The following is a 22,742-nucleotide window of genomic DNA, read 5'->3' on the forward strand; positions in this document are numbered from 1 at the left end:
ATTGGCGATTTTCATCCGGCCAAAATTGGCGATTTTCGCCCGGCCCGGAATGGCGATTTTCGCCCGGCGCTAACAACTGCACCCCACCGCCAATCTTATTGGCAGTGGGGCACAGAATGCAGTAGTTAATACAATTCGTGAGCCTTGAGGCTCAGCCAGTAAAAACCCCTTATAGGGGTGGTGCATGCCACCCGTTTTACGGGTGGTCATGACTGCACCATGATTTAAGAGGATTCCTCCTCGTCGCTGAGGAGCAGGTTCATGATCTGGGTGTACAGCTTTTCCGGGGATCTGCGGAAGCGCTCCATCAGCACCTTTGCCATATCCTCCCGCACCATCATAAGCTTCAGGTCGATGACGCTGCCCATGTCGTCGTCCAGGCACAGGTTCACGGTGTAGGTGCCGTTGGGCCGTTTCTCCGTGGTGGCCCGGACCTGACTCTTCCGGCGGAGCTTGCGGTTGCAGGCGGTCAGGTTTTTGTCGCACCGCAAACGCACAGAGTAGGGGAGGCTGGACTCGCAGATGCCGCTGTTCCGCAGGCCCTTTTCCGTGATGGCGTAGAAGCCATCCTCGGAGAGGGTCAGATGCTCCGTCTTTACCAGGTCCGCCAAACACTCGGAGAAGTCGAAATAGTCGATGGCGTCATCGCACATCGTCAGATCCAGCACCGTGTCAAAGGGGATCGGCTCGATGACCCGGGCGGTGATGTAGAGAATGAGAAATTTGATCTCCAGCTTGTCATGGATAAAACCGCGGCCCGCCATGTGCGACCACCTCCAGATGTTGTTTCGTATTTAAGTATAGTATACCGCATCTGGTGGCCGTTTGTACAGAGCGAAATGGAAAAAAGGCCGCTTTCCAAATAAAATGGAAAGTACGCTTGACATTGTTGCGCGACTGTGTTATCATCCTGCTATGGAAAGTATACTTTACATGAAGTGGAATGGAGCGTGATAGATTGAAGAACCGCTTGGAGGAGCTGCGAAAAGCCATGGGGATCAAGCAGGAGGAGCTGGCAGAGGCGCTGGAGGTCTCCCGGCAGACCATCGGATCCCTGGAAAATGGGCGGTATAACCCGTCGATCCTGCTGGCGTTTAAGATCGCCCGGTATTTTGAACTGCCGATCGAGGACATTTTCATTTACGAGGAGGACAAAACATGAGAACAAAGACGAAATTCTATCTGGTCTTGTGGATATTGGGCGCTGTGATGATGGGCGTGAGCTTACTGATGGAGGAAACGCTGCCCCGCACCGCCGGCGGTATGCTGACAGGCGCGGGCGCAGGTTTGCTTGGCTTTGGCTTTTCCAATTGGCGGATGCGCCGCTGGGAGGAGAAAGAGCCCAAAAAGATGCGCATGGCGGAGATCGAGGCCGGCGACGAGCGGAATATTGCCATCCGTCGCCGGGCACAGGCCGTCTCGGGCGAGGTGCTGCAGTGGGCGCTGATGGCCGGAGCATGGCTGTCCATCGGACTGGGGGCGCCCCTGTGGGTCACGCTGCTGGCCGTGGGGGCCTTTTTGATGAAGTGTGTTTTGGAACTCTGTCTGATGGCCAGGTATCAAAGAGAAATGTGAGATACCGTCGAAAACCGTCGGAATTTGCCTTGACGCTTCCGGCTTCCGCTGGTATCATGTGGTTAACCATCATACAGGAGGCGGCGGAATGAAAAATCGGATGTTGGCGCTGCTGCTGGCGGCGGTCATGCTGTTGGGACTGGCCGGATGCGGCAAGCGGGAGGAGCCTGTGGAACCTGCGGTGGAGCCGGAGCCCATCGAGGAACCCATTCAGGAACCGGAGCCGGAGCCTGAGCCCTACGTCCCCGCAGGCACCGATCCGCTGACGGGCCTGCCCATGGAGCCAAAGTACGAGAAAAACCGCCCGGTGGCGGTGATGTTCAACAACCTGAAGGCGGCGCAGCCCCAGCTGGGCGTCAGCCAGGCGGATATCATCTACGAGGTCCCCGCCGAGGGCGGCATCACCCGGATGCTGGGCGTGTACCAGACGCTGGAGGGTGTTGGGACCTTGGGCAGCATCCGCTCCGCCCGGTCCTATTATTTGGAGCTGGCCCTGGGACATGACGCCCTGTATGTTCATGCGGGCGGCAGTCCGGGCGCCTACCGGGATATCCCCGCCTGGGGCGTGGACAACATGGACGGCGTCAACGGTGGCTCCGACGCCAAGATCTTCTGGCGGGACCAGGAGCGGCGAAAGACCATGGACTATGAGCATACGCTGGTGACCTCCGGAGAGAAGATCCAGGAGTACCTGAACGCCGGCCATTTCCGCACGGAACACCGGGACGGCTATACATACACACAGTCCTTCGCGGAGGACGGCACGCCCGCCGGAGGGGCCGGGGCGGAGCACGTGACGCTGAAGTTCTCCAACTACAAGACAGGCACCTTTGACTATGACGCCGCCACTGGGAAATATCTGGTGGGGCAGTACGGCAAAGAATATGTGGACGGAAACTCCGGGGAACAGGTGGGCGTCACCAATGTCCTGGTGCTGGAGACGGCCATCTCCCTGATTCCCGGCGATGCGGCGGGACGGCTGAACGTGAAGCTCACCGGCAGCGGCAAGGGGACCTATTTCTGCGGCGGCAGGGCCGTGCCTATCCAGTGGAGTAAGGCGGACCGGAACAGCCAATTCGTCTATAAGCTGGAAAACGGTACGCCGCTGACCCTGGGGCAGGGGACCAGCTATGTCTGCATCATGAGTCCCAAGACCAGTGTGCTGACCTATCATCAAATCACTTGAAAAGTGATACATTCACTTTTCAAGTGTCACAGCGCATGTGCGCTGTGACAGGCCGCGGGATGCGGCCTTGATTTAGATTTCATAGTCAATTACTGCGCACTTTGCGCGCAGCGGGCATAGCCCGCTTGAAAAATCGCTTGCGATTTTTCTCCTAACTGACTATATCTATAGGATATAAAACAGCGGGCCATATGGCCCGCTGTTTTTCACACCTCCTGCCGCTTGGCGCATACACTGGATTGAAAGGTCTCGGCCTTTCACCAGCTACTTATTTAGGAGGTATTGCAATGCCCGATAAAGTCATGCCCGGTCCCATCGAGGACGCCAGCGGCATCCGTGAGGCGGTTTGCATCCATACCAGGAAGATCTACGATTCCTGCCGTGATAAAGACTGCATTGAGGACCTGCGCTTCTATCCGAAAATGCAGTGTGTGGATACCATCAACCGCGCCCTGTCCGTCAAGGGCGGCAGCGCCAAGCTGCTGTATGTGTACGTGGATGTGGAGCCCGTCAGCTTCAACCGGGGCTTCTACACCGTGGATATGCGCTTTTTCTATTCCGTGACCCTTCAGGCCTATCTGAGCTGCCCTGTTCCCGTCACCGTGGAGGGCCTGTGCGTGTTCGACAAGCGGGCCATTCTGTTTGGCAGCGAGGGGAACGCCAAGATCTTCTCCTCCGAGCTGCGGGTGGGTGAGCCTGACATGCAGATGATGAAGCGGGCCAACGCCCCCATCGCCGTGGTGGAGGCCGTGGACCCCATCGTGCTGGACGCCCGGGTCATGGACTGCTGCGGCAAGCGGGACTGCGACTGCGATCTGTGCGAGGTCCCGGCCTTTGTCAACAGCTGCTTCGGCGGCGAGCTCTCCAGCGGCGACGACAACCGCCGGATCTATGTCACCCTGGGCCAGTTCTCCATCGTGCGCCTGGAGCGGGACTCCCAGCTGCTGGTGCCGGTGTACGATTACTGCATGCCCGACAAGGAGTGCTCCTGCGGCAGCGACAAGGAGGACCCCTGCTGCATCTTCCGGAACATCTCCTTCCCGGTGGGGGAATTCTTCCCGCCCAACACGGTCCGGATGCCGGACAATTACGAGGACGCCAAGTGCTGCTGCGCCTGCGGCAAGTGAATCAGGGAAAAGGCTGGCTGTGCCAGCCTTTTCTTTTTGCCCAAAAGGCGTGCGCCCCTGTATTCCGTCTGCGGGCTGGTTCCATCCAAATTTTAGGCATACCCATGGACGAGCCGTCATAGAGTGGAGTAACAAAAGAAAGGGGGAGGACCCTTGCAGAAGAATTTGAACATCCTGCGCTATGAGGACGCAGCGGCCATTCTGCCGAACCGCCTGCGAAAACTGGCGCTGGCCCTGCCGGAGGAACAGCGGGCCGAAGCGGAGGAATTCCGGCTCCGGGCGGGACGGCCCATGACCGTCCTGCTGCCCACGGGAGAGGTGCCGCTGGACGCCGTTGTGGAACCGGAGGAACTGGAGACCCTGTGTGACTTGGCCACGGAATTTTCCCGCTATGCGGCGGCGGAGACGCTGCGGGAGGGCTTTTTGCCTGTCCGGGGCGGCTTTCGGGTGGGGCTGTGCGGCACGGCGGTGATGAAAGACGGCACCAACACGAACCTGAAGAGCTTCTCCTCGGCGGTGATCCGCATCGCCCGGGAGCAGAAGGGCATCGCTGACACTCTGGCGGACCGGCTTTTCCGAAATGGAGCTTTTGCCAGCACCCTGATCCTCTCGCCGCCGGGAGGCGGCAAAACCACGCTGCTGCGGGACCTGGTGCGGCGGCTGTCGGAGGGGACGGCGGAACATGGGCCCCAGCGGATCTCCCTCATCGACGAGCGGGGAGAGGTGGCGGTGATGTACCGGGGCGAGCCACAGATGGACGTGGGCCCACACACCGATGTGCTGGATGCCTGCCCCAAGGCCCTGGGCATCCCCATGGTCCTGCGGGCCATGAATCCCCAGATCATCGCCGTGGACGAGATCACGGTCCGGGAGGACCTGCGGGCCGCCGCCATGGCCTCCGGCTGCGGCGTGGGACTGCTGGCCACAATCCACGCCGCGGACGTCGCGGAGCTGGAACAAAAACCCTTGTACCGGCAGCTGTTGGAGGACCGGGTATTCCGCCTGGCGGTGCGCATCGTCCGGACGGAAACTGGACGGGCCTATGAAGTGGAGGAGCTGCCATGATCAAGCTGATGGGGAGTGTTTGTGTTTTTTCCGGCGGCGCGCTGATTTGGTGGATGCAGCGGGCGGAGCGCAGGCGGAAGCGGGACACGCTGTTGGACCTGCTGGCGGCGCTGCGGCGGATGGGGGAGGAGGTCCGCATGGCCCGGACGCCCCTGCCCCAGCTGCTGGAAGCCCTTTCCAAGACCTGCGGCAGGGAGGCCGCGTCCTTTTTCCGGGAGACGGCGGACGCCGCCCGGCGGGGCGGAGACCTGCCCAAGGCATGGGGAGAGGCGGCGGAGCGGCTGCCCCTGTCCCAGGGGGACCAGACGGCCCTCGCCGCCCTGGGGCAAAACCTTCAGGGCGACGAGGAGAGCGTCTGTAAAGCAATATCAATTGTCATCTATGGGCTGGCAAAAAGTGCGGAGGCGGCGGAACAGAGCCGCCGTTCGGAGGAAAAACAGGCCACGGCGCTGTGCTTTTCCGCTGCCGCGCTGCTGGTGATCTTGCTGATTTGAGGAACACGATATGGATGTGGATTTGATTTTCAAGATCGCCGCCATCGGCATTCTGGTGGCGGTGCTGAACCAATTGCTGATCCGTTCCGGACGGGAGGAACAGGGCATGATGGTGGTGCTGGCGGGCCTGGTAGTGGTCCTGATGATGATGGTCCAGGAGATCAGCGCCCTGTTTGACCTCATCAAGACCCTGTTCCACTTCTAGCCATGGAGACGGTCACGCAGGTGACGGCCCTGTGCGTGGTGGGCGCGCTGCTGGCCCTGGTGCTGAAAAAGGGAAGCCCGGAGACCAGCCTGCTGTTGACGCTGGGGACCGCTGTGGTGGTCCTGCTGTTCCTGGCCGGAGCCATGGAGGAGCTGGTCTCATTTTTGGAGGAGCTGGGGACCCGGAGCGGCATCTCCGGCGACCTGTTTATCCCCCTGTACAAAACAGTGGGCATCGCCCTGGTGGTAAAGGTGGGGGGAAGCCTCTGCCGGGACGCCGGGGAGTCGGCCCTGGCGGCAGTGGTGGAGACGGCAGGGGCGGTGTGTGCCCTGTTGGTGGCCCTGCCGCTGCTGCGGGCGGTGCTGGCGCTGCTGTTGGAGCTGATGCAATGAAAAAACTGATCTGTCTGATTATCGTCCTGCTGGCTGTAACGGTCCAGGCCCATGGGGCGGACGTGCCGCAGGACCTGCTGGAGGCGGTGCCGGAGGGCGCCGGGGACCTGCTGCGGGACGTGGACCCCTCAGACGCCCAGGGCTTTGCGGGCGGCGTGAGCCGCATTTTGGAAAAGATGGGCGGCCAAGTGGGGGCCATCCTCCGCCAGCGGGTCCGGGGCGCGGCGTCGGTGCTGCTGGTGGTGGTGCTGTGCGGCGCGGTGGAGGGTTTTTACCAAGGGGCCGCCGGAGGCAGGTCCGCCATGTTCCTGCCCATGGTGGGGGGACTGTCGGTGACGCTGGTGACGGCGGGGAGCCTGGATTCCCTGATCGGCCTGGGCGCGGAGACCATCGGGGAATTGAGCCTGTTCTCCAAGGCGCTGCTGCCCACACTGGCGGCGGCCACGGCGGCCTCCGGCGCGGTGAGCACCGCCACCTTTCAGCAGGTGACCACCGTGTTTCTGGTGGACCTGCTGATGAATCTCATCAACGGCCTGCTTCTGCCGCTGGTGTACCTGTACATCGGGGCCTTGACGGCCGGGGCCTGCCTGCCGGAGAACCGGTTGAGCGTCATTGCGGATGGCCTGAAAAAGCTCATCACCTGGATCCTGACCACGGCGCTGCTGCTGTTCACGGTGTACCTCTCCGCGGCGAGAGTGATCTCCGGCGCGGTGGACGGCACCACGGTGAAGGTGGCAAAGACCGCCATCTCCAATGTGGTGCCGGTGGTGGGCAGCATCATCGCCGAGGCAGCGGAGACGGTGCTGGCCGGGGCGGGCCTTTTGAAGAACACCATCGGCGTGTTCGGGATGCTGGCGATCCTGGCGGCCTGCGCCTACCCGTTTCTGCAATTGGGCATCCAGTACCTGCTGTACAAGCTGACGGCGTTTCTGGCCGCTACAGTGGGCGCGCCGGGCCTCTGCAAGCTCATCGACGGACTGGGCGGCGCCTTCGGCCTGGTGCTGGGCATGACGGGGAGCTGCGCGCTGCTGCTTTTGATCTCGGTGCTGTCCTCCGTGGCGGCGGTGATGCCATGATCGGGGCGGTACGGGAGTGGCTCACCTCCATCGTGGTGGTGACCATGCTGCTGTCGGTGGCCCAGACCTTTATCCCAGAGGGGACCATCCGCAAAATCGCCTCCTTCACCGGGGGCTTGATCCTGTTGGCAGCCCTCCTGCAGCCGGTGCTGCGGACGGACCTGGGCCGTCTGCGGCTGGACCTCAGCGACTACGCCAGCGCCATCGAGGAGCGGCGTGCGGAGCTGGACAGCGGGGAAAAAGAGGAACTGGCGGGACTCATAGCGGAGCGGACAGCCGCATATATATCGGACAAAGCGAGCACGCTGGGCGTGGCCGTGACGGCCCAGGTGGAGACGGAGACGGGAGATGACGGCATCCCGGTGCCGGTGTCCGTCCGCCTGCGGGGAGACCGCTCTGAGGCGCTGGCGGCGTACATCGAGGGGGAGCTGGGCATTCCCCGGGAGAGGCAGGTTTGGCATGAAGAAAATTGAAGGAGTGCGAAAGCTATGGGAACGTTACAAATACGCGGCCTTAGTGGTGCTGATCGGCGTCGGGCTGCTGCTGTGGCCGAGTGGAGACGGCGGTACGGACCGTCCGGTCCTGAAGCGGACACAGGCGGAGACGGGCCGGGATCTCCAGACGGAGATGGCGGATATTCTTGGCGCCATGAGCGGTGTGGGCCAGGTGAAGGTGCTGCTGACGGTGGACTCCGACGGCGAACGGCAGCTGGCCCAGGACACCGAGCTGACATACAGCGGCGACACCGCGTCGCCGGAGGACTACTCCCGCAGGTCCGAGACCGTCTTGGTGGATGGCGGGAGCGGAGACGAGGCAGTGGTGACCCGGACCCTGTATCCCACGTACCGGGGGGCGCTGGTGGTGTGCCAGGGCGGAGACCGGGCGGATGTGAAACTGGCGGTGACGGAGGCGGTGGCGGCGCTGACCGGCCTGTCCGCCGACCGCATCACGGTGGCAAAATGGCAGTGATCATTTGGAGGAGGAAAGACATGAGTACTAGATGGAAACGCAACGCGGTGGTGGCGACCATGGCCGTGCTGGTGTGCGCGGCGGTGGGCCTGAACTGGAAGTATTCCAGCAAGGAGGCTTTGGAGGACGCCCAGGAGGCGGGGACCAAGATTTTGGGAGAGGCGGCCCTGGTGTCCGGCCAGGACAGCGTGGACCCGGAGACCGGGGCGCCCACGGACGAGGAGGCGGTCTATACCGGCGCGGACTACTTCGCCTCCGCCCGCCTGACCCGCCAGCAAGCCCGGGACAACGCCATCTCCCTCCTGCAGGACGCGGCGGAACAGGAGGGGGCGGACGCCGCCACCGCCAATGAGGCCAGCGAGGGCATCCAGGTCCTGGCATCCTACACGCTGAAAGAGGCCCAGATCGAGAATCTCGTCACCGCCAAGGGGTACAAGGACTGTGTGGCCTTCATGGGGGACGACGGCGTCAGCGTGGTGGTCTCCACCGGCAGTGGGGAGCTGACCAGCACCGACGTGGCGAAGATCACGGACATCGCCAAATCCGAGACCGGCTACCCCGCCAGCGGGATCAAGGTCATGGCGGCAAATTAGCTGTTGTAATTTTCGGGATAACATGGTAAAATAACAACCTGAAGGATTTTGATGATATCTTTTACCAAGGATACAACGAATAAGGAGAATCGTATCATGGCCGAAAGCAAGGAATACATGACGCTGCCGGAGGAGAACGGCAGCATCAATATCGCGGAGGAAGTGATCGCTTCCATCGCCGTGGGCGCGATCCGCGAGGTGGAGGGCGTGACCGGGATGATGACCGCCATGGGCGGCAGCGTCAACGACCTGGTGAACAACAAAAAGAACGCCCACAAGGGCGCCAAGGGCGTGAAGATCGACATGACGGGCGCAGCGCTGAAGCTGGACCTGTACCTGACGGTGAAGTATGGCTATGCCATCCCCGAGGTGGCGGAGAACGCCCAAAAGGCGGTCATCTCCTCTGTGGAGGCCATGACCGGCTGCGCCGTGGAGGCGGTCAACATCCATGTGGGCGGCGTGACCCTGGACTGATCCGCCAAAGTGTGAACGAGAGAGAAAAGGACGAATTGCTGTATGGTACGGAATACCGCGCGGGAGATCGCGATCCATCTTTCCTATGAGCTGAGCTTTACCGACAAGCCCATCGAGGCGCTGCTGGACGAACGCCTGACGGCGGAGACCTTCGCCACCCTGGCTGGGGAAGACGACATCTACCGGGAGGCGCCGAACGCCAAGCAGGCGGACTATATCCGCCGCCTGGTGAAGGGCGTGAACGGGCACGCGGCGGAGCTGGACGGCTATATCGCCAAATACGCCAAGGGCTGGAACTTTGCCCGTATCCCCCTGGTGGCCTCCGCCATCATGCGGGTGGCCATGTATGAGATCCTGTACATGCCGGACGTGCCCAACGGCGCCGCCATCAACGAGGCGGTGGAGATCGCCAAGAAGTACGAGACGCCGGAGACGGTGAAGTTCATCAACGGCATCCTGGGCAGCTTTGTGCGGCAGGAGATCTCCGAATGAGCATAAAATGGCAGAGCGGGGCAGGGTGGCAAGGCCACCGCTTGTCCGGCTCTGCTTTTCTATGAAAGCGGTTTTATAATCAAATAACTTGAAAAGTGGTAAAACCACTTTTCATGTGCCACAGCGCATGTGCGCTGCGGCAGGCCGCGGGATGCGGCCTTGATTTGGATTTCATAGTCAATGACTGCGCGCAAAGCGCGCAGTTGTCATAGCCCGCTTGGAAAATCGCTTGCGATTTTTCAGGTTAATTGACTTTACTGCGGGAATTGGGAGGACGCCCCCGGCACAGCGGAAGAGGCCTCGGGAAGATAGGGGGCCAGGCCCACGCCGGTCTGCAGGCCCAGGAGAAAGCCTTGAACAGCGGTGAATTCCAGCGTTTTTTCAAATTCCTCCTGACAGTTGGGGTCCAGACCGTTGTCCATCAGGGCGAGCCAGAATTCGTAATCGCCCCTGGGAGCGGATTGCAGATAGGGCTTGATGTAGTGGGGGTAGAGCCATTTCATAAAGTCGGACATATAAAGACCACCTTTCATAAACACGAAGCCTACATCGTATTTTCAATATAACACGAAATGGACATCGTGTCAAGGAGGAACTATGGAATTTTCAATGAGATTGCGCGAATTGCGGAAAGAGCGGAAAGAGACACAGGTACAGGTCGCGAAGTCGGTTGGAATCACGGACCGTCAATACCAGGCCCTTGAAGGTGGAGTCAGTCTGCCTAATTTCAATAATCTGTGCGCTCTGGCGGACCACTTCGGCGTGAGCCTGGACTATTTGGCCGGACGGACCGACCAGCGGTGAGCGGATCCGCCTGCGGGCGGCACGTCTCCGCAAATCCCTCAACAGGAGAACTTCAAATGGAACAACATATCTTCGGCGTCACCGAGGTCAACAATCTGGTCAAGCTCCTGGTGGATAACGAGCCTATGCTCCAACATATCCACGTCCGGGGCGAGCTATCCAACTACAAAATGCACTCTGCGGGCCACCACTATTTCACGCTGAAGGACCAGAGCGGGGCCTTGAGCTGCGTCATGTACCGGAGAGAGGCCGGCCGCCTGCGGTTCCGGCCGGAAAACGGGATGAAGGTGGTCCTGTCCGGCCGCATCTCCGTATTCGCCCGGGATGGCAAATATCAACTATACTGCAATACCATGACGCCGGAGGGCGTGGGCGACCTTGCGGTGGCCTTTGAGCAGCTGAAAAACAAGCTGTACGCCGAGGGCCTGTTTGACGAGCGCCGCAAAAAGCCTCTGCCGCCCTATCCGGAGCGCATCGCCATCATCACCTCGCCCACAGGGGCGGCGGTCCATGACATGATCCGCATCCTGCGCCGCCGGTATCCCATCGCCAAGGTGATCCTGCTGCCGGTGCTGGTGCAGGGGCCGGGGGCGCCGCCCCAGATCGTCAGGGCCATCCAGTACGCCAACCGCTGGAAGGTGGGGGATGTGATCATCACCGGGCGGGGCGGCGGCTCCATGGAGGACCTGTGGGCCTTCAACGACGAGCAGGTGGCCCGGGCCATTTATGAGTCGGAGCTGCCGGTCATCTCCGCTGTGGGCCATGAGCCGGACGTGACGATCTCCGATTTCGTGGCGGATGCGCGGGCCAGCACGCCCTCCAACGCCGCGGAGATCGCCGTGCCGGACCAGATGGAGCTGCTGCGGCGGCTCCGGGGCGCGGAGGAGCGGATGGAGCAGGCGGAGACCCAGCGCCTGGAGGCCCTGCGCCAGCGGCTGGACACGCTGGCCGGCAAGCGGGTGATGCGCGACCATCTGGCCTACGTCCAGGACAAGCGGATGGAGCTGGTCCATGTCCAGCAGCGGCTGTCCGACCTGTCCGGGGCGCTGGCGGCCCGGAAGCGGCAGCGGTTTTCCGCGCTAGCGGCGTCTCTGGACGCCTTGAGCCCCCTGGCCGTCCTGGGCCGGGGCTACGCCATGGCCCAGGACGGGGAGGGCCGGATCTTAAAGAGCTATCAGGACGTGACAGCCGGGGACCGGGTGTCTGTCACGTTGGGAGAAGGCGGCTTCACCTGCACGGTGGACAAGCCCTTTGAGGAGGTAAAGAGATGAGCGCAAGCAAGGTGACATTTGAACAGCGGATCGCCCGCCTGGAGGAGATCGTGGCGGCGCTGGAAAAGGGAGACGCCCAGCTGGCGGACTCCCTGGCGCTGTTTGCGGAGGGGACCAAGCTGATCGCCGCCTGTTCCAAGGAACTGGACGAGGCGGAACAGCAGGTGATGAAGCTGGCGAAGGGGCCTGACGGCACGTTGGTGGAGGTCCCCTTTGAGACGCAGGAGGAGTGACATGGAACAGACAGGATTCAATGCCCGGTATGAGGGATACCGGCAGGCGGTGGAGCAGTATCTCAGCGGCTTGTTCACGGAAAAGACCGACTGGCCGGACCTGTACGAATCCATGCGGTACAGCCTGCTGGCGGGCGGCAAGCGCATCCGGCCGGTATTGACGCTGGAATTCGCCCGGCTGGCGGGGATGGACTGGAAAGCCGCCCTGCCCGCGGCCTGCGCCCTGGAATTGGTGCATACCTACTCCCTGATCCACGACGACCTGCCCTGCATGGACGACGACGACCTTCGCCGGGGCAAGCCCACCAACCACAAGGTCTACGGCGAGACCCTGGCCGTGCTGGCGGGAGACGCCCTCCAGCCGGAGGCGTACCGCCTGATCCTGACAGCCCCCGGCCTTGGGGCGGACAGGCGGGCGGACTGCGCCCTGGTTTTGGCGGAAGCCGCCGGAGCCGACGGCATGGTGGCGGGCCAGGTGCTGGACACGCTCCACGCGCCCGAGACGGAGGCGGAGCTGACGGAGGTCCACCGGCTCAAGACGGGCTGCATGATCCGCGCCGCCTGCGCCATGGGCTGCGCCGCTGCCGGGGCGTCCCAGACCCTGGGGGAGGCCGCCGGGGTCTACGCTGAAAATCTGGGCCTGGCCTTCCAGATCCGGGACGACATGCTGGACGTGATCGGGGACGAGGCCACCTTCGGCAAGCCCATCGGCTCCGACCGGGAGGAGGGCAAGGTGACCTTCGTGGACCTGCTGGGGGTGGAGGGCTGCGCCGCCGCCGTCCGGAACTGCACGGAAAAGGCCAAGGCTGCGGTGGCGGCCTATGATGCCGATGGATTCCTCTCCGCCCTGGCGGACAGCCTGGCGGAGCGGAAGAAGTGATGCGCTACCGGTGCTTTGAGCCAGCCGGGGTGCGCCTGCCGGGCCGATGGGGCCCGGAGAGCGGGCGGCGGTGACAGAACCCCGGTACTGTCAGAGCACTGATTTCCCGGTTATACATCGCGGTGACCGGCGGAGCCTGGAATTTGCCGCTGGGGAATTCAGCAATGCGCCTGGGAACGCTGCCTGGGGGAGTCCTACCATATCAAATAGAACCGTGCCGGATGGGCCTGCGCCTGTCCGGCACAAATTTTTCGGAACATGACAAGGCCAGGGCAGCCTATGCTGTCCCGGCCTTGTTGAGCGATTGCAGAGGTCCCATTTGCCTGAAGAAAATCGTATCAGGTCCCAGACAATTGGTCTCGCTCCAACTGCTTTTGCAGACGCTCATTATAACGCTCAACAGATTCATAAATCGAGATTGTCATATGGGGAGTTTGCTCTACTACGTTGAAATTCTCGGACCCAAAGGGATCAGTTTCTATGGACGAGTTGACCAACTTATAATAAACCCTGCAATATCCGGCAGAGAATTCCGCATCCCATTCGTATTGCTCAGCAATAAGATGATCAAAATTATTTTCATTTACTTCCAACTCACCATCGGACACTTCCTGCTCAAAAAAGCCCCGGTAGATTTCATCCTCGTCGGTAAACCCTCCATAGAGCAATGCGGCAAGCGCAAGTTGCTGTTTCCAGTCTTCCCATAAAAAAACGCAGTCTTTTGAAGTGGGAGGAGATATAAAAGTAAGTGAAAGGAAGCGTTTTCCCTCATAATTTGAACTAAAAATTATCGCTACAGGAAGTCTTTGATCCGCACTATCCAGTACATATGAGGTATATTCTTCTGAAAGGATCGTTTTATCATCGGAAATCGTACCAGGTAGGTTGGTCTGCGCTAAGGCAGTGATAATATCCGCTTCCTTCAGCGGGAAATCCGGCTCTTGCAAACCAGATTTTTGACATCCGGCAAGCAGGAAAAGAATGCCTAGGACAAAAAGGGAGTAAAACAATCGCCGCGACTCGTGAATTTTCATTGTAGACCTCTTTCTTTTCCACAAATATTTCAGGAACATGAGTGCTTGGAATTTGACAGCTGCAGCTTGAATGTTTCTGCGATTGTGGCGTGCGATAGGTCACTTATTCTTTCTTATTTCATTTTCGCCGAACTCTAAGCGATAGTTTGATTCTATAATTATACTATACGTCCCAGGGGAACAGCAACAGAAAGAAATGTTGCAAGTAAATTCAGTTAAGCTTTGTTCCAGAGAGTGATATATGGAATACAAGAGTCACCGGGGAGCTTCACGCTCCGTTCTGACAATTTGAGAGGAGATAAATTTTATGGCAAGCGAGATCCGTGCGCATCCACGATTTGGTGAAATATATGACGCAAATCTTGTCGGCGGCGAAAATATCCAATCTGACATTCGCCCTGTTGTCATTGCGCAAAATGACACCGGCAACCGTTACAGTCCCACCGTTGAAGTTGTGCCCATGTCCCCTCTCTCCAGATGATCGGCCAGGCCAGAGGGCTACAATCCCCATTTCTGGCCGGATAATATAACAAGCGTATATGACTGCGGCGCCTCGCCAAATGTGCAGGGCGCCGCTTTTTGCATTTCCACGCAAAATTTTAAGCGAAAGAGGGGGCACTATGCCGCCGAGAAAGGGAGCAGCTCGCTGAAAGCACTTCCGAAAAAGGACCTTGTTTGGGCGCATATCACACTGGCAGACGGGAGGGCGCTCTATGAAACCGTTTGATTTACACCAAATTTACACTAATTATGAAAACAGTTAGAAAGATTTTGATAGATTTATAAAGATCTGGTGTAAATTTTTTGTTAATGCAGAGCCGTCAAAATGCCCGCAAACCATTGGTATTTCTAGTTTTTGGGGGGTCCCAAACAACCGGAAGCTCCTCATACGGAATATGTTGTATATTTATCGATTTGGTGCTATACTGTACCATGCTAAGCGGCGGCGCAGTATTCTAGTCAGATCTGCCGTTTCCTAGGGAGGGCCTAAAAATCCTCTGAAGGGCACATCTATGAAACCTCTGGTGCCTGCTTGATACGCCCAGTTTTGGGTGGGTGCTGGGGGGAAGCGCGCCACGCGTGCTTGCGAACTCAGGGCGCTTTCCAATGGCATGGTTATCCCGACCCTGTTTTCGTGGAGACCTGCTCTTGTGCACAGACGTACTCCCAACGTGGTATTTCCGGCCTGTGTACGAAGCAGATTGTGAACCTGCAATGCGGTGCATCGGTCCCACAGGGGCCGTAACGCTGTGTGCAGACGTAGCCTGCCTTGCGTGGGGCGGGTGGATGAGGGATCAACGCAGCAACGGTGCTCTGGCCAGAGCATCAGTCTGCGATCGCCCTTTGAAACCCGGTCTGCAAAAGAGGCTAAAGAAGCGGACGGACTGTGGTGGAAATCACCTAGGCTGTTCCAAAGAGGCAGAAAAGGGATTGCAGTGCGGACTAAGTGGCAATCGGGTAGTGCTGTTGGCAACACGGTACCGCGGCGCCGAAGGGGGAACCGCCTCCATCGGCAACGAGAGGTGCGCCGCGGGGAAATCCAACCCGTACCTAAGCCGTAAGATTTACCTTTTCCGCCGCCGCCGGCTTAGCATATTTTGAAGAGTCATCCTCTGTTGGGGGTCATCCTGTTTGAAAAAAACACAGAACCAGAAAGATGAGAAAAAAGGGGGCGCGCCGTACCGGTGGGCCCTGACGGTCTTTTTGATGGCGGTGGCCCTGTCCGCGGTGCTGAGTCTGGCATCCCAGTCGATGCTGTCCGGCGCGGGCGTGGCAGTCGCCCTCTTGATTTTGGCCTTATTCATCGGGCTTGGCATCTTGTTCGACGTCATCGGCGTGGCCGTGACGGCGGCGGATCCCAAGCCCTTCCATTCCATGGCGTCCCACAGGGAAAAGGGGGCCAAGGAGGCGCTGAGCCTGCTGAAAAACGCCAGCCGTGTCTCCAGCGTCTGCAATGACGTGGTGGGCGATATCTGCGGCATCGTCAGCGGCGCCACCGGCGCGGTGATCGTAACGCAGCTGCAGAGGGCATTGAACACCCAGACCGTGCTGGTCTCCGTGGGCGTCACCGCCCTGGTGTCCGGCCTGACCATCGGCGGCAAGGCGCTGTCCAAGACCTTTGCCATGAAACAGAGCACCAAGGTGGTCTATTGGGCGGGCCGCTTCCTGCATCTCTTTCACCGCTGAGAGAGGAACGATCAAAGATGATATTGGAAAGCATTCATTCTCCCGCCGACGTCAAGGCGCTGGAGAAAAGTCAGCTGCCACAGCTCTGCCGGGAGCTGCGGGCCTTTTTGGTGGAGAACGTGTCCCAGACCGGCGGCCATCTCGCCTCCAACCTGGGGGCGGTGGAGCTGACGGTGGCCATCCACCGGGTGTTCGACACCGCCGTGGACCGGCTGGTGTTCGACGTGGGCCACCAGTGCTATGTCCACAAGGCCCTCACCGGGCGGAAGGAGCTGTTTTCCACCCTCCGCCAGTTCGGCGGCCTCTCCGGCTTCCCCAAGCCCTATGAGAGCGGACACGACGCGTTTATTGCGGGGCACGCTTCCAACTCCGTCTCTGTGGCACTTGGAATGGCAAGGGCTAGGACTTTACAGAAAGAGACGTACAGTGTTCTGGCCCTGATCGGCGACGGCGCCCTCACCGGCGGCCTCGCCTATGAGGGACTGAACAACGCCGGAGCGTCCCATGAACCGCTGATCGTCATTTTGAACGACAACGGCATGTCCATCAATCCCAACGTGGGGGCCATGCCGTCCCATCTGAGCCGCCTGCGGAGCAAACCGGCCTATTACCACTTCAAAAAGTGGTACCGGAACCTCTTTGGCAAGCGGCCCATGGAAAACCGCCTCTACCGTTTCAACCACCGGGTAAAGACCTCCCTGAAAAAGACCATCTGGCCCGGCAGCACGCTGTTCGAGGACATGGGCTTCACCTACCTGGGGCCGGTGGACGGGCATGATATCCCCCGCCTGTGCGACGTGCTGGAGTGGGCCAGGGAGCTGAACTGTCCGGTGGTGGTCCATGTGAACACGGTGAAAGGCAAGGGGTATTCCTTCGCGGAACAGAATCCTGGCAAATTCCACGGCATCAGTCCCTTTGACCCGGAGACGGGGCTTTTGAAAAAGCCGGGCGGAGAGAGCTTTTCCGCTGTCTTTGGAAAAGCTCTGGCATCCTGCGCGGCAGAGGACGCCCGTGTCTGCGCCATCACCGCCGCCATGGCGGACGGCACTGGGCTGGCCCCCTTTGCCCGGGAGTTTCCGGAACGCTTTTTCGATGTGGCCATCGCCGAGGGCCACGGCGTTTCCATGGCGGCGGGGCTTGCCAGCCAGGGGATGCTGCCGGTGTTCGCGGTGTATTCCACCTTTTTGCAGCGCGGCTATGATATGCTGATCCATGATGTGGCCTTGGAGCGGCTCCATGTGGTGCTGGGCGTGGACCGGGCGGGCCTGGTGGGCGCCGACGGGGAGACCCACCACGGCTGTTTCGATCCTCTGTTCCTCTGCACCATCCCGGGCTTTACGGTGCTGTGCCCGTCCAGCTTCGCGGAGCTGCGGTCTATGCTGCGGAAGGCCCTCTTTGAGCTGGACGGCCCTGCGGCGGTCCGCTATCCCCGGGGCGGGGAGGGGGCTTTCCAAGCGGATACGTCGGAAAGCCCCGCGGTCTGCCTGCGGGAGGGCCGGGATGTGACGCTGGCGGGATACGGCATCCTGGTGAACAACCTGCTGGAAGCGGCGGAACTGCTGGAAAAGGACGGCATCCAGGCGGAGGTCGTGAAGCTGAACCAGATCGCGCCCTTTGACCATGAGATGGTCTGCGGCTGTCTGGGAGACCGGGACATCCTCCTTGTATTGGAGGATTCCTTCGGCCCCGGATGCGTGGGCCAGCGGGTGGCCGCGATCCTGGCGGAGCACAGGCAGGCGCCGAAAAAATTGATCCTAAAGAACCTTGGAAAGACCTTTGCCCCGGAGGGCAGCGTGGGCCAGCTGGAGCACAGCTTTGGCCTGGACGCCGCTGCCGTGGCTGCGGCAGTGCGGGAGGCGATGGATTATGGCAAATAAGACGCGGCTGGATGTGCTGCTGGTGGAGCGGGGCTTGCAGGAGAGCCGCCAAAAGGCCCAGGCCACCATTATGAGCGGCCTGGTGTTCGTCAGGGGCCAGCGGGTGGACAAGCCCGGTACCGCTGTCCCCAACGACGCGGAGATCGAGGTCCGGGGCAATGCCCTGAAATACGTCAGCCGGGGCGGACTGAAGCTGGAAAAGGCCATGGCCGCGTTCCCCATCACCCTAGATGGGGCTGTCTGCGGCGATATCGGCGCCTCCACCGGCGGATTTACCGACTGCATGCTGCAAAACGGCGCAGCGAAGGTCTATTCCGTGGATGTGGGCTATGGCCAGCTGGCCTGGAAACTGCGGGAGGACCCCCGGGTGGTCTGTATGGAGCGGACCAACGCCCGGTATCTCACCCATGAGCAGGTGCCGGACGAGCTGGATTTCGCGTCGGTGGACGTGAGCTTCATCTCCCTGAAGCTGATCCTGCCGCCCTTGTGCGGCCTGCTGAAGGACCGGGGCCATGTGGCCTGCCTGGTGAAGCCCCAGTTTGAGGCCGGCAGGGAAAAGGTTGGCAAAAAGGGCGTGGTCCGGGACCCGGCGGTCCATCTGGAGGTGCTGGAACACTTCCTGGATCATGCAAAGGAATCTGGCTTTACAGTCCTTGGAATGACGTATTCTCCCATCCGTGGTCCGGAGGGAAACATCGAATATCTGGGGTATCTGGAAAAGGGCGAATGGCAGCCTGTGGAGTTTGATTTGAAAGCCCTGGTGGAGGAATCCCACCAGGTATTGAAGGAACATGGAGAGGGGAGCGGCCTATGAATCCGAAAAAAATCATTCTGTGTCCCAATCCCAGCCGGGACCAGGGGATGACCGCCACCAAAGCCGCCGAGAAAGTCCTCCACGAGATGGGCTTCCAGACGGTGGTGTGCTCACCCTTTAAGGACCAAAAGGTGGCAGCCTTTGCCGATTATGATGTCCGGCCCCTGCCCCAGGAGCTGAGAGGGGCGGACCTCCTCATCACCTTCGGCGGAGACGGCACCATTCTGCACCTGGCAAAGCTGGCGGCCCTGAACAAGATCCCGGTCCTTGGGATTAACATGGGCGGCCTGGGCTTTGTGGCGGAGCTAGAGGCCGGAGAGCTGGATACCCTTCGGAAATTGAAGGACTGGGACTTTGAGACGGAACAGCGGATGATGCTGGACGTGTCCGTCCTCCGGGAGGGCCGGCAGATCTACACCAACTTGGGCCTGAACGACGCGGTCATCCGGGAGGGCCCCATCTCCCACGTCATTCACTTGAAGATCTCCTCGGACGGACGGCACCTGGCGGACATCGCCGGAGACGGCGTCATCGTCGCCACGCCCACCGGGTCCACGGCGTACTCCCTGTCCGCCGGCGGGCCGGTGGTAGAGCCGGTGGCCCAGACCATGGTGGTGTGCCCCATCTGCACCCACAACATGCGCTTTTCCTCCTATGTGCTGTCGCCGGAGCATGTGCTGACAGTGGAGCTGGAGCGCAACGGCCGCAAGCCGGTATACCTGTTCGTGGACGAGAGCCGGGCCTTTGCCCTGCGGTCCGACGACAAGGTGCTGGTGAAGCGGAGCAGGCATGCCCTCACGCTGGTCCGCCTGTCAGAGAAGAGCTTTTGCGAGATCTTTGCACAAAAAATGCTGCCGGGAGGTCTGAATGATGAAAAATGACCGTCAAGCCATGATCCTGGAGATCATTTCCCAGGAAAATATTGAGACACAGGAACAGCTTTTGATCCGGCTCCAGGAGCGGGGCATCAGCAGCACCCAGGCCACCATCTCCCGGGACATCAAGCAGATGCACCTCATCAAGGAGCCGATGGGGCAGGGCGTGTATAAATATGCCGTCTCCGGCAACCGGACCAAGCTGAACTTCGCGGAAAAGCTGCGGACCATCTTCCGGGAGAGCATCACCAGCATCGCCTACGCCCAGAATATCGTGGTCATCAAGACCATGCCGGGCCTTGCCAGCGCGGCCTGTTCCGCGCTGGACAATATGAATATCACGTATATGGTGGGGTCCCTGGCGGGGGACGACACGGCGTTTTTGCTGATGCAGGACACGGAGTCCGCGGCCATTTTCTGCGAGGAGATCAAGGAGATGCTGTAAACAGCTCCGAGGGGGACTGCGTCCCCTTGGACGCATTGCCGGACAGGGTCCGGCTCCGCTGGATCCCCTCGCCTCCATATGGTGCGGGCGGCCACTGCGGCGGGCAGAGACATCCCGGCAGAAATGAATTCCTCCGGGACGGTCTTGACGGAAAGTTTTCCCAAAAGAGGTAGATACCATGCTGGAACTGCTTCATATTGAGAATATCGCGGTCATCGAGTCGGCGGACATTCAATTCCGCCCGGGGTTCAACGCCCTGACAGGCGAGACCGGCGCGGGCAAATCCATCGTCATCGACGCCATGGGCGCGGTGCTGGGCGGCAGGACCTCCCGGGACCTGATCCGCACCGGCGCGGACAAGGCCTTTGTCAGCGCGGAGTTCTCCGGCGTCGCACCGGACCTGCCGGGTCTGGCGGACAGCGGCGTGGCTCCGGACGAGAACGGAGAGCTGCTGCTCCAGCGGGAGATCGGCGGAGACGGAAAAAACCTCTGCCGGGCCAATGGACGGCCCATCACCGTGGCCCAGCTGCGGAAGATCGGGGAGGAGCTGCTGAACATCCACGGCCAGCACGACGGACAGCAGCTTCTGGACGAGGAGCAGCACGGCGCGTATCTGGACCGCTTTGGCCGGACGGAGACGGAGCTGGCGGCCTACCAGCGGGAATACGGCGCCATGGCGGACCTGCGGGCCCAGATCCGGGCCTTGCAGATGGACGAGGCGGAAAAGGCCCGCCGGGTGGACAGCCTGCGCTTCCAGATTGGTGAGCTGGAACGGGCGGAGCTGGTCCCCGGCGAGGAGGAGGAGCTGACGGCCCGGCGGAACCTTCTGCGGAACGGAGAGAAATACCTGTCGGCCCTGTCCGGCGCGGACTATTGCCTCAGCGGCGACGAGGAGAGCGCTGGCGCTGTGAACCAGCTGCGGGACGCCGAGGAGGCCATGTCCGGCATCCGCACCCTGGGGGACGAGCTGGCTGCGATTTACAAACGATTGGAAGAACTGCGCTGTGAAGCCTATGACCTTGCCGAGATCATCCGGGATAAGCGGGCGGAATTCGACTTCTCTCCGGCGGAGCTGGACGCGGTGGAGAGCCGTGCGGACCAGCTGTACCGCCTGAAAAAGAAGTACGGCGCCACAGTGGAGGACTGTCTGGCCTATTTGGACAAATGCCGGGCGGAGCTGGACGCCATCGAGACGGCGGACGACACCCTGCTCCTGCTGGAACAGAAGCTGGCGAAGGCGAAGAAGGCCGTTCGGACCGCGGGCGGGGCGCTGACAGCGGCCCGCAGGACCGCCGCCGGGGCCCTGGAAGCGCGTATCCAGAGCGAGCTGCGGGACCTGGATATGCACAAGGTCCGGTTCAGCATCGAATTTGCGGAAAAAGAGCCGTCTCCCGACGGCTGTGACAGCATCCGTTTTCTGATGTCCGCCAACGCGGGGGAGGACTTGAAGCCCATCGCCAAGATCGCCTCCGGCGGCGAGCTGGCCCGCATCATGCTGGCGCTGAAAAACGTGCTGGCGGAGCAGGAGGCCATCGGCACGCTGGTATTTGACGAGGTGGACACCGGCGTGTCCGGCCGGGCGGCCCAGAAGGTGGCGGAAAAGCTGGCCCAGGTCAGCCGCCGCAAGCAGGTGCTGTGCGTGACCCATCTGCCCCAGCTGGCGGCCATGGCGGACACCCATTTCTCCGTGGAGAAGGGGGAGAGCAAGGGAAGAACCTTTACACGTGTTGCCCAGCTGGACCGGGAGCGCCGCAAGGCGGAGCTGGCCCGGATCACCGGCGGCTCCAAGGTGACGGAGGCCCTGCTGGAGAGCGCCGGGGAGCTGCTGGACGAGGCGGAGGCCTACCGAAAGACCCTATAAAAGTGATTCAAAAAAAGCGGCTGACATTTGTCAGCCGTTTTCTTTCTGGTCCAGTTCGATTTTGCCGTGCTCCCGCTCAAAATCCATGATGCACCGGCGGATCAGATACATGATCTGTCCGCTCCCGGTGCGGCCCTCATATTTCGCCACATAAAAAAGTTTATCATGTGTTTCCCGGTCGACAAAGAGTCCCAGGTGCTTATCTTTTCCCTTCATATCCATAACTCCGCTTGAACTCATTTTTAGTTGATTTTAAGTACAAAAAGAGTTAATATGTACGATAGTACTTAATTTAAGTATATATAATTTATGGAGGGACTCAATTATGAAGGAACCGGATTGGAAAAAATTGTACCTGACGCTCTTTGGAAAACTGGACGACGCGCTGGAGGCGTTGCCGCTGCTGCCTGAAAATCTCAAGACCTATCAGATCCTGCATGACGCCATGCAGGAGGCGGAGGACCTCTATTGCGAAGGGGACCCGTCCTGAAGGGAAAAAACAGGCGGTTTTGCCGATTTCAGTTGACAATTCCGCCTAAATCGGATAAAATACCCTCTGCATACAGCGAGGAAGCGGAGGAGTAACCGGAGCGGACCTGCCAAGAGAGCCCCTGGATGGTGGAAAGGGGAGAGGGAGCTTCGGTGAATACACCGTGGAGCTGGCACCCCAACGGCCTTTGGCCCAGTAGGCGTGCTCCGGGAGCGCCCGTTATCGCGCAGGGGTGTGTTGGCACTCCATGAGGCCGTCTTCCGCGAGGGGGCGGCGAACCAGAGGTGGTACCGCGAATGTGTTCGCCCTCTGTCCTGATGGGA

General features: G+C 60.5%; 30 protein-coding genes and 1 other annotated feature. Of the genes, 26 read left to right on the top strand and 4 right to left on the bottom strand.

Annotated elements, in window-relative coordinates:
- Positions 1–224 precede the first annotated feature (224 nt).
- A complete protein-coding gene (locus tag Q0Z71_RS15650; protein ID WP_298024764.1) occupies positions 225–764 on the bottom strand; it encodes a DUF4364 family protein in 540 nt (179 codons plus the stop codon).
- Between the two features lie 194 nt (positions 765–958).
- Between Q0Z71_RS15650 and Q0Z71_RS15655 the strand changes: the two genes are divergently transcribed.
- The 14 genes from Q0Z71_RS15655 to nusB all read left to right on the top strand — a co-directional run bounded on the left by Q0Z71_RS15655 (position 959) and on the right by nusB (position 9,648).
- On the top strand, positions 959–1,162 hold the full coding sequence (locus Q0Z71_RS15655) for a helix-turn-helix transcriptional regulator (RefSeq protein ID WP_298024766.1): 204 nt from the start codon (positions 959–961) through the stop codon (positions 1,160–1,162).
- Positions 1,159–1,575: a hypothetical protein gene (locus Q0Z71_RS15660; RefSeq protein WP_298024768.1), complete on the top strand. Its 417-nt coding sequence runs from the start codon at positions 1,159–1,161 to the stop codon at positions 1,573–1,575. Before Q0Z71_RS15655 ends, Q0Z71_RS15660 begins: the two co-directional genes overlap by 4 nt.
- Positions 1,576–1,663: 88 nt before the next feature.
- The gene (locus Q0Z71_RS15665; RefSeq protein ID WP_298024770.1) at positions 1,664–2,761 is read left to right on the top strand and encodes a DUF3048 domain-containing protein; all 1,098 of its coding nucleotides are present in this window, start codon (positions 1,664–1,666) and stop codon (positions 2,759–2,761) included.
- A gap of 287 nt (positions 2,762–3,048) precedes the next feature.
- Positions 3,049–3,888, top strand: a complete 840-nt coding sequence (locus Q0Z71_RS15670; RefSeq protein WP_298024772.1) for a hypothetical protein — start codon at positions 3,049–3,051, stop codon at positions 3,886–3,888.
- Positions 3,889–4,041: 153 nt separating this feature from the next.
- Positions 4,042–4,953: a stage III sporulation protein AA gene (locus Q0Z71_RS15675; protein WP_298024774.1), complete on the top strand. Its 912-nt coding sequence runs from the start codon at positions 4,042–4,044 to the stop codon at positions 4,951–4,953.
- Positions 4,950–5,447: a stage III sporulation protein AB gene (locus Q0Z71_RS15680; RefSeq protein WP_298024776.1), complete on the top strand. Its 498-nt coding sequence runs from the start codon at positions 4,950–4,952 to the stop codon at positions 5,445–5,447. The genes Q0Z71_RS15675 and Q0Z71_RS15680 overlap by 4 nt, the downstream gene beginning before the upstream one ends.
- A 10-nt stretch (positions 5,448–5,457) precedes the next feature.
- Positions 5,458–5,652, top strand: a complete 195-nt coding sequence (gene spoIIIAC / locus Q0Z71_RS15685; RefSeq protein ID WP_298024778.1) for a stage III sporulation protein AC — start codon at positions 5,458–5,460, stop codon at positions 5,650–5,652.
- A gap of 2 nt (positions 5,653–5,654) precedes the next feature.
- Complete coding sequence (locus Q0Z71_RS15690; protein ID WP_298024780.1) at positions 5,655–6,044, top strand: SpoIIIAC/SpoIIIAD family protein; 390 nt, start codon at positions 5,655–5,657, stop codon at positions 6,042–6,044.
- Positions 6,041–7,120, top strand: a complete 1,080-nt coding sequence (locus tag Q0Z71_RS15695) for a stage III sporulation protein AE (protein ID WP_298024782.1) — start codon at positions 6,041–6,043, stop codon at positions 7,118–7,120. Before Q0Z71_RS15690 ends, Q0Z71_RS15695 begins: the two co-directional genes overlap by 4 nt.
- Positions 7,117–7,593, top strand: coding sequence for a stage III sporulation protein AF (locus tag Q0Z71_RS15700; RefSeq protein WP_298024784.1), 477 nt, complete (start codon positions 7,117–7,119; stop codon positions 7,591–7,593). Before Q0Z71_RS15695 ends, Q0Z71_RS15700 begins: the two co-directional genes overlap by 4 nt.
- Positions 7,580–8,089, top strand: coding sequence for a hypothetical protein (locus tag Q0Z71_RS15705; protein WP_298024786.1), 510 nt, complete (start codon positions 7,580–7,582; stop codon positions 8,087–8,089). Before Q0Z71_RS15700 ends, Q0Z71_RS15705 begins: the two co-directional genes overlap by 14 nt.
- Positions 8,090–8,109: 20 nt before the next feature.
- The gene (locus Q0Z71_RS15710) at positions 8,110–8,682 is read left to right on the top strand and encodes a SpoIIIAH-like family protein (protein WP_298024788.1); all 573 of its coding nucleotides are present in this window, start codon (positions 8,110–8,112) and stop codon (positions 8,680–8,682) included.
- 96 nt (positions 8,683–8,778) lie between these two features.
- Complete coding sequence (locus tag Q0Z71_RS15715; protein ID WP_298024790.1) at positions 8,779–9,156, top strand: Asp23/Gls24 family envelope stress response protein; 378 nt, start codon at positions 8,779–8,781, stop codon at positions 9,154–9,156.
- A 42-nt stretch (positions 9,157–9,198) separates the two neighbouring features.
- The gene (gene nusB, locus Q0Z71_RS15720; RefSeq protein ID WP_298024793.1) at positions 9,199–9,648 is read left to right on the top strand and encodes a transcription antitermination factor NusB; all 450 of its coding nucleotides are present in this window, start codon (positions 9,199–9,201) and stop codon (positions 9,646–9,648) included.
- A gap of 254 nt (positions 9,649–9,902) precedes the next feature.
- Here the strand turns inward: nusB and Q0Z71_RS15725 are convergent, their stop codons facing one another.
- On the bottom strand, positions 9,903–10,163 hold the full coding sequence (locus tag Q0Z71_RS15725; protein WP_298024795.1) for a hypothetical protein: 261 nt from the start codon (positions 10,161–10,163) through the stop codon (positions 9,903–9,905).
- Between the two features lie 82 nt (positions 10,164–10,245).
- Here Q0Z71_RS15725 and Q0Z71_RS15730 point away from each other — a divergent pair, with 82 nt between their 5' ends.
- From Q0Z71_RS15730 to Q0Z71_RS15745, 4 genes are read left to right on the top strand one after another with little or no spacing between them, the layout of a single operon-like run.
- Complete coding sequence (locus Q0Z71_RS15730; protein WP_298024797.1) at positions 10,246–10,452, top strand: helix-turn-helix domain-containing protein; 207 nt, start codon at positions 10,246–10,248, stop codon at positions 10,450–10,452.
- A 56-nt stretch (positions 10,453–10,508) separates the two neighbouring features.
- A complete protein-coding gene (gene xseA / locus Q0Z71_RS15735; protein ID WP_298024799.1) occupies positions 10,509–11,723 on the top strand; it encodes an exodeoxyribonuclease VII large subunit in 1,215 nt (404 codons plus the stop codon).
- Positions 11,720–11,956 (top strand): exodeoxyribonuclease VII small subunit, encoded by a 237-nt coding sequence (gene xseB / locus Q0Z71_RS15740; protein WP_298024801.1) that lies wholly within the window; start codon positions 11,720–11,722, stop codon positions 11,954–11,956. The genes xseA and xseB overlap by 4 nt, the downstream gene beginning before the upstream one ends.
- 1 nt (position 11,957) lies before the next feature.
- Complete coding sequence (locus Q0Z71_RS15745; RefSeq protein ID WP_298024803.1) at positions 11,958–12,836, top strand: polyprenyl synthetase family protein; 879 nt, start codon at positions 11,958–11,960, stop codon at positions 12,834–12,836.
- 338 nt (positions 12,837–13,174) lie between these two features.
- On the opposite strand, the gene Q0Z71_RS15750 is transcribed toward Q0Z71_RS15745, so the two are convergent.
- Positions 13,175–13,870 carry a hypothetical protein gene (locus Q0Z71_RS15750; protein ID WP_298024805.1) on the bottom strand — a complete coding sequence of 232 codons (696 nt, stop codon included), beginning with the start codon at positions 13,868–13,870 and terminating at the stop codon, positions 13,175–13,177.
- A 307-nt stretch (positions 13,871–14,177) separates the two neighbouring features.
- On the opposite strand from Q0Z71_RS15750, the gene Q0Z71_RS15755 reads away from it, so the two are divergent.
- From Q0Z71_RS15755 to recN, 7 genes are all read left to right on the top strand, one after another.
- Positions 14,178–14,351: a type II toxin-antitoxin system PemK/MazF family toxin gene (locus Q0Z71_RS15755; protein WP_298024807.1), complete on the top strand. Its 174-nt coding sequence runs from the start codon at positions 14,178–14,180 to the stop codon at positions 14,349–14,351.
- Between the two features lie 1,151 nt (positions 14,352–15,502).
- A complete protein-coding gene (locus tag Q0Z71_RS15760) occupies positions 15,503–16,057 on the top strand; it encodes a DUF21 domain-containing protein (protein ID WP_298024809.1) in 555 nt (184 codons plus the stop codon).
- Between the two features lie 17 nt (positions 16,058–16,074).
- The gene (gene dxs, locus Q0Z71_RS15765; RefSeq protein ID WP_298024812.1) at positions 16,075–17,934 is read left to right on the top strand and encodes a 1-deoxy-D-xylulose-5-phosphate synthase; all 1,860 of its coding nucleotides are present in this window, start codon (positions 16,075–16,077) and stop codon (positions 17,932–17,934) included.
- Positions 17,924–18,748 (top strand): TlyA family RNA methyltransferase, encoded by an 825-nt coding sequence (locus Q0Z71_RS15770; RefSeq protein WP_298024814.1) that lies wholly within the window; start codon positions 17,924–17,926, stop codon positions 18,746–18,748. Before dxs ends, Q0Z71_RS15770 begins: the two co-directional genes overlap by 11 nt.
- Positions 18,745–19,629, top strand: coding sequence for an NAD(+)/NADH kinase (locus Q0Z71_RS15775; protein ID WP_298024816.1), 885 nt, complete (start codon positions 18,745–18,747; stop codon positions 19,627–19,629). The genes Q0Z71_RS15770 and Q0Z71_RS15775 overlap by 4 nt, the downstream gene beginning before the upstream one ends.
- Positions 19,619–20,068, top strand: a complete 450-nt coding sequence (locus Q0Z71_RS15780; RefSeq protein ID WP_298024818.1) for an arginine repressor — start codon at positions 19,619–19,621, stop codon at positions 20,066–20,068. The genes Q0Z71_RS15775 and Q0Z71_RS15780 overlap by 11 nt, the downstream gene beginning before the upstream one ends.
- Before the next feature lie 178 nt (positions 20,069–20,246).
- Positions 20,247–21,929: a DNA repair protein RecN gene (gene recN, locus Q0Z71_RS15785; protein WP_298024820.1), complete on the top strand. Its 1,683-nt coding sequence runs from the start codon at positions 20,247–20,249 to the stop codon at positions 21,927–21,929.
- Between the two features lie 30 nt (positions 21,930–21,959).
- Here the strand turns inward: recN and Q0Z71_RS15790 are convergent, their stop codons facing one another.
- Positions 21,960–22,145: a hypothetical protein gene (locus tag Q0Z71_RS15790; protein WP_298024822.1), complete on the bottom strand. Its 186-nt coding sequence runs from the start codon at positions 22,143–22,145 to the stop codon at positions 21,960–21,962.
- A 109-nt stretch (positions 22,146–22,254) separates the two neighbouring features.
- Here Q0Z71_RS15790 and Q0Z71_RS15795 point away from each other — a divergent pair, with 109 nt between their 5' ends.
- Complete coding sequence (locus Q0Z71_RS15795; protein ID WP_298024824.1) at positions 22,255–22,419, top strand: hypothetical protein; 165 nt, start codon at positions 22,255–22,257, stop codon at positions 22,417–22,419.
- Between the two features lie 69 nt (positions 22,420–22,488).
- Positions 22,489–22,732, top strand: a binding site (T-box leader).
- The last annotated feature ends 10 nt before the right edge of the window (positions 22,733–22,742 follow it).

This window comes from uncultured Dysosmobacter sp. (assembly GCF_947631635.1).
In the GTDB taxonomy this organism is placed as follows: domain Bacteria; phylum Bacillota; class Clostridia; order Oscillospirales; family Oscillospiraceae; genus Oscillibacter.

Coding starts and splice junctions, on each gene's coding strand:
- nusB (WP_298024793.1), top strand. CDS start 9,199: ATGGTACGGAATACCGCGCGGGAGATCGCGATCCATCTTTCCTATGAG.
- Q0Z71_RS15730 (WP_298024797.1), top strand. CDS start 10,246: ATGGAATTTTCAATGAGATTGCGCGAATTGCGGAAAGAGCGGAAAGAG.
- Q0Z71_RS15710 (WP_298024788.1), top strand. CDS start 8,110: ATGAGTACTAGATGGAAACGCAACGCGGTGGTGGCGACCATGGCCGTG.
- Q0Z71_RS15660 (WP_298024768.1), top strand. CDS start 1,159: ATGAGAACAAAGACGAAATTCTATCTGGTCTTGTGGATATTGGGCGCT.
- Q0Z71_RS15695 (WP_298024782.1), top strand. CDS start 6,041: ATGAAAAAACTGATCTGTCTGATTATCGTCCTGCTGGCTGTAACGGTC.
- Q0Z71_RS15770 (WP_298024814.1), top strand. CDS start 17,924: ATGGCAAATAAGACGCGGCTGGATGTGCTGCTGGTGGAGCGGGGCTTG.
- Q0Z71_RS15790 (WP_298024822.1), bottom strand. CDS start 22,145: ATGAAGGGAAAAGATAAGCACCTGGGACTCTTTGTCGACCGGGAAACA.
- Q0Z71_RS15690 (WP_298024780.1), top strand. CDS start 5,655: ATGGAGACGGTCACGCAGGTGACGGCCCTGTGCGTGGTGGGCGCGCTG.
- Q0Z71_RS15780 (WP_298024818.1), top strand. CDS start 19,619: ATGAAAAATGACCGTCAAGCCATGATCCTGGAGATCATTTCCCAGGAA.
- Q0Z71_RS15715 (WP_298024790.1), top strand. CDS start 8,779: ATGGCCGAAAGCAAGGAATACATGACGCTGCCGGAGGAGAACGGCAGC.
- spoIIIAC (WP_298024778.1), top strand. CDS start 5,458: ATGGATGTGGATTTGATTTTCAAGATCGCCGCCATCGGCATTCTGGTG.
- Q0Z71_RS15745 (WP_298024803.1), top strand. CDS start 11,958: ATGGAACAGACAGGATTCAATGCCCGGTATGAGGGATACCGGCAGGCG.
- xseB (WP_298024801.1), top strand. CDS start 11,720: ATGAGCGCAAGCAAGGTGACATTTGAACAGCGGATCGCCCGCCTGGAG.
- Q0Z71_RS15700 (WP_298024784.1), top strand. CDS start 7,117: ATGATCGGGGCGGTACGGGAGTGGCTCACCTCCATCGTGGTGGTGACC.
- Q0Z71_RS15670 (WP_298024772.1), top strand. CDS start 3,049: ATGCCCGATAAAGTCATGCCCGGTCCCATCGAGGACGCCAGCGGCATC.
- Q0Z71_RS15650 (WP_298024764.1), bottom strand. CDS start 764: ATGGCGGGCCGCGGTTTTATCCATGACAAGCTGGAGATCAAATTTCTC.
- Q0Z71_RS15795 (WP_298024824.1), top strand. CDS start 22,255: ATGAAGGAACCGGATTGGAAAAAATTGTACCTGACGCTCTTTGGAAAA.
- Q0Z71_RS15665 (WP_298024770.1), top strand. CDS start 1,664: ATGAAAAATCGGATGTTGGCGCTGCTGCTGGCGGCGGTCATGCTGTTG.
- Q0Z71_RS15680 (WP_298024776.1), top strand. CDS start 4,950: ATGATCAAGCTGATGGGGAGTGTTTGTGTTTTTTCCGGCGGCGCGCTG.
- xseA (WP_298024799.1), top strand. CDS start 10,509: ATGGAACAACATATCTTCGGCGTCACCGAGGTCAACAATCTGGTCAAG.
- dxs (WP_298024812.1), top strand. CDS start 16,075: ATGATATTGGAAAGCATTCATTCTCCCGCCGACGTCAAGGCGCTGGAG.
- recN (WP_298024820.1), top strand. CDS start 20,247: ATGCTGGAACTGCTTCATATTGAGAATATCGCGGTCATCGAGTCGGCG.
- Q0Z71_RS15750 (WP_298024805.1), bottom strand. CDS start 13,870: ATGAAAATTCACGAGTCGCGGCGATTGTTTTACTCCCTTTTTGTCCTA.
- Q0Z71_RS15705 (WP_298024786.1), top strand. CDS start 7,580: ATGAAGAAAATTGAAGGAGTGCGAAAGCTATGGGAACGTTACAAATAC.
- Q0Z71_RS15755 (WP_298024807.1), top strand. CDS start 14,178: ATGGCAAGCGAGATCCGTGCGCATCCACGATTTGGTGAAATATATGAC.
- Q0Z71_RS15725 (WP_298024795.1), bottom strand. CDS start 10,163: ATGTCCGACTTTATGAAATGGCTCTACCCCCACTACATCAAGCCCTAT.
- Q0Z71_RS15775 (WP_298024816.1), top strand. CDS start 18,745: ATGAATCCGAAAAAAATCATTCTGTGTCCCAATCCCAGCCGGGACCAG.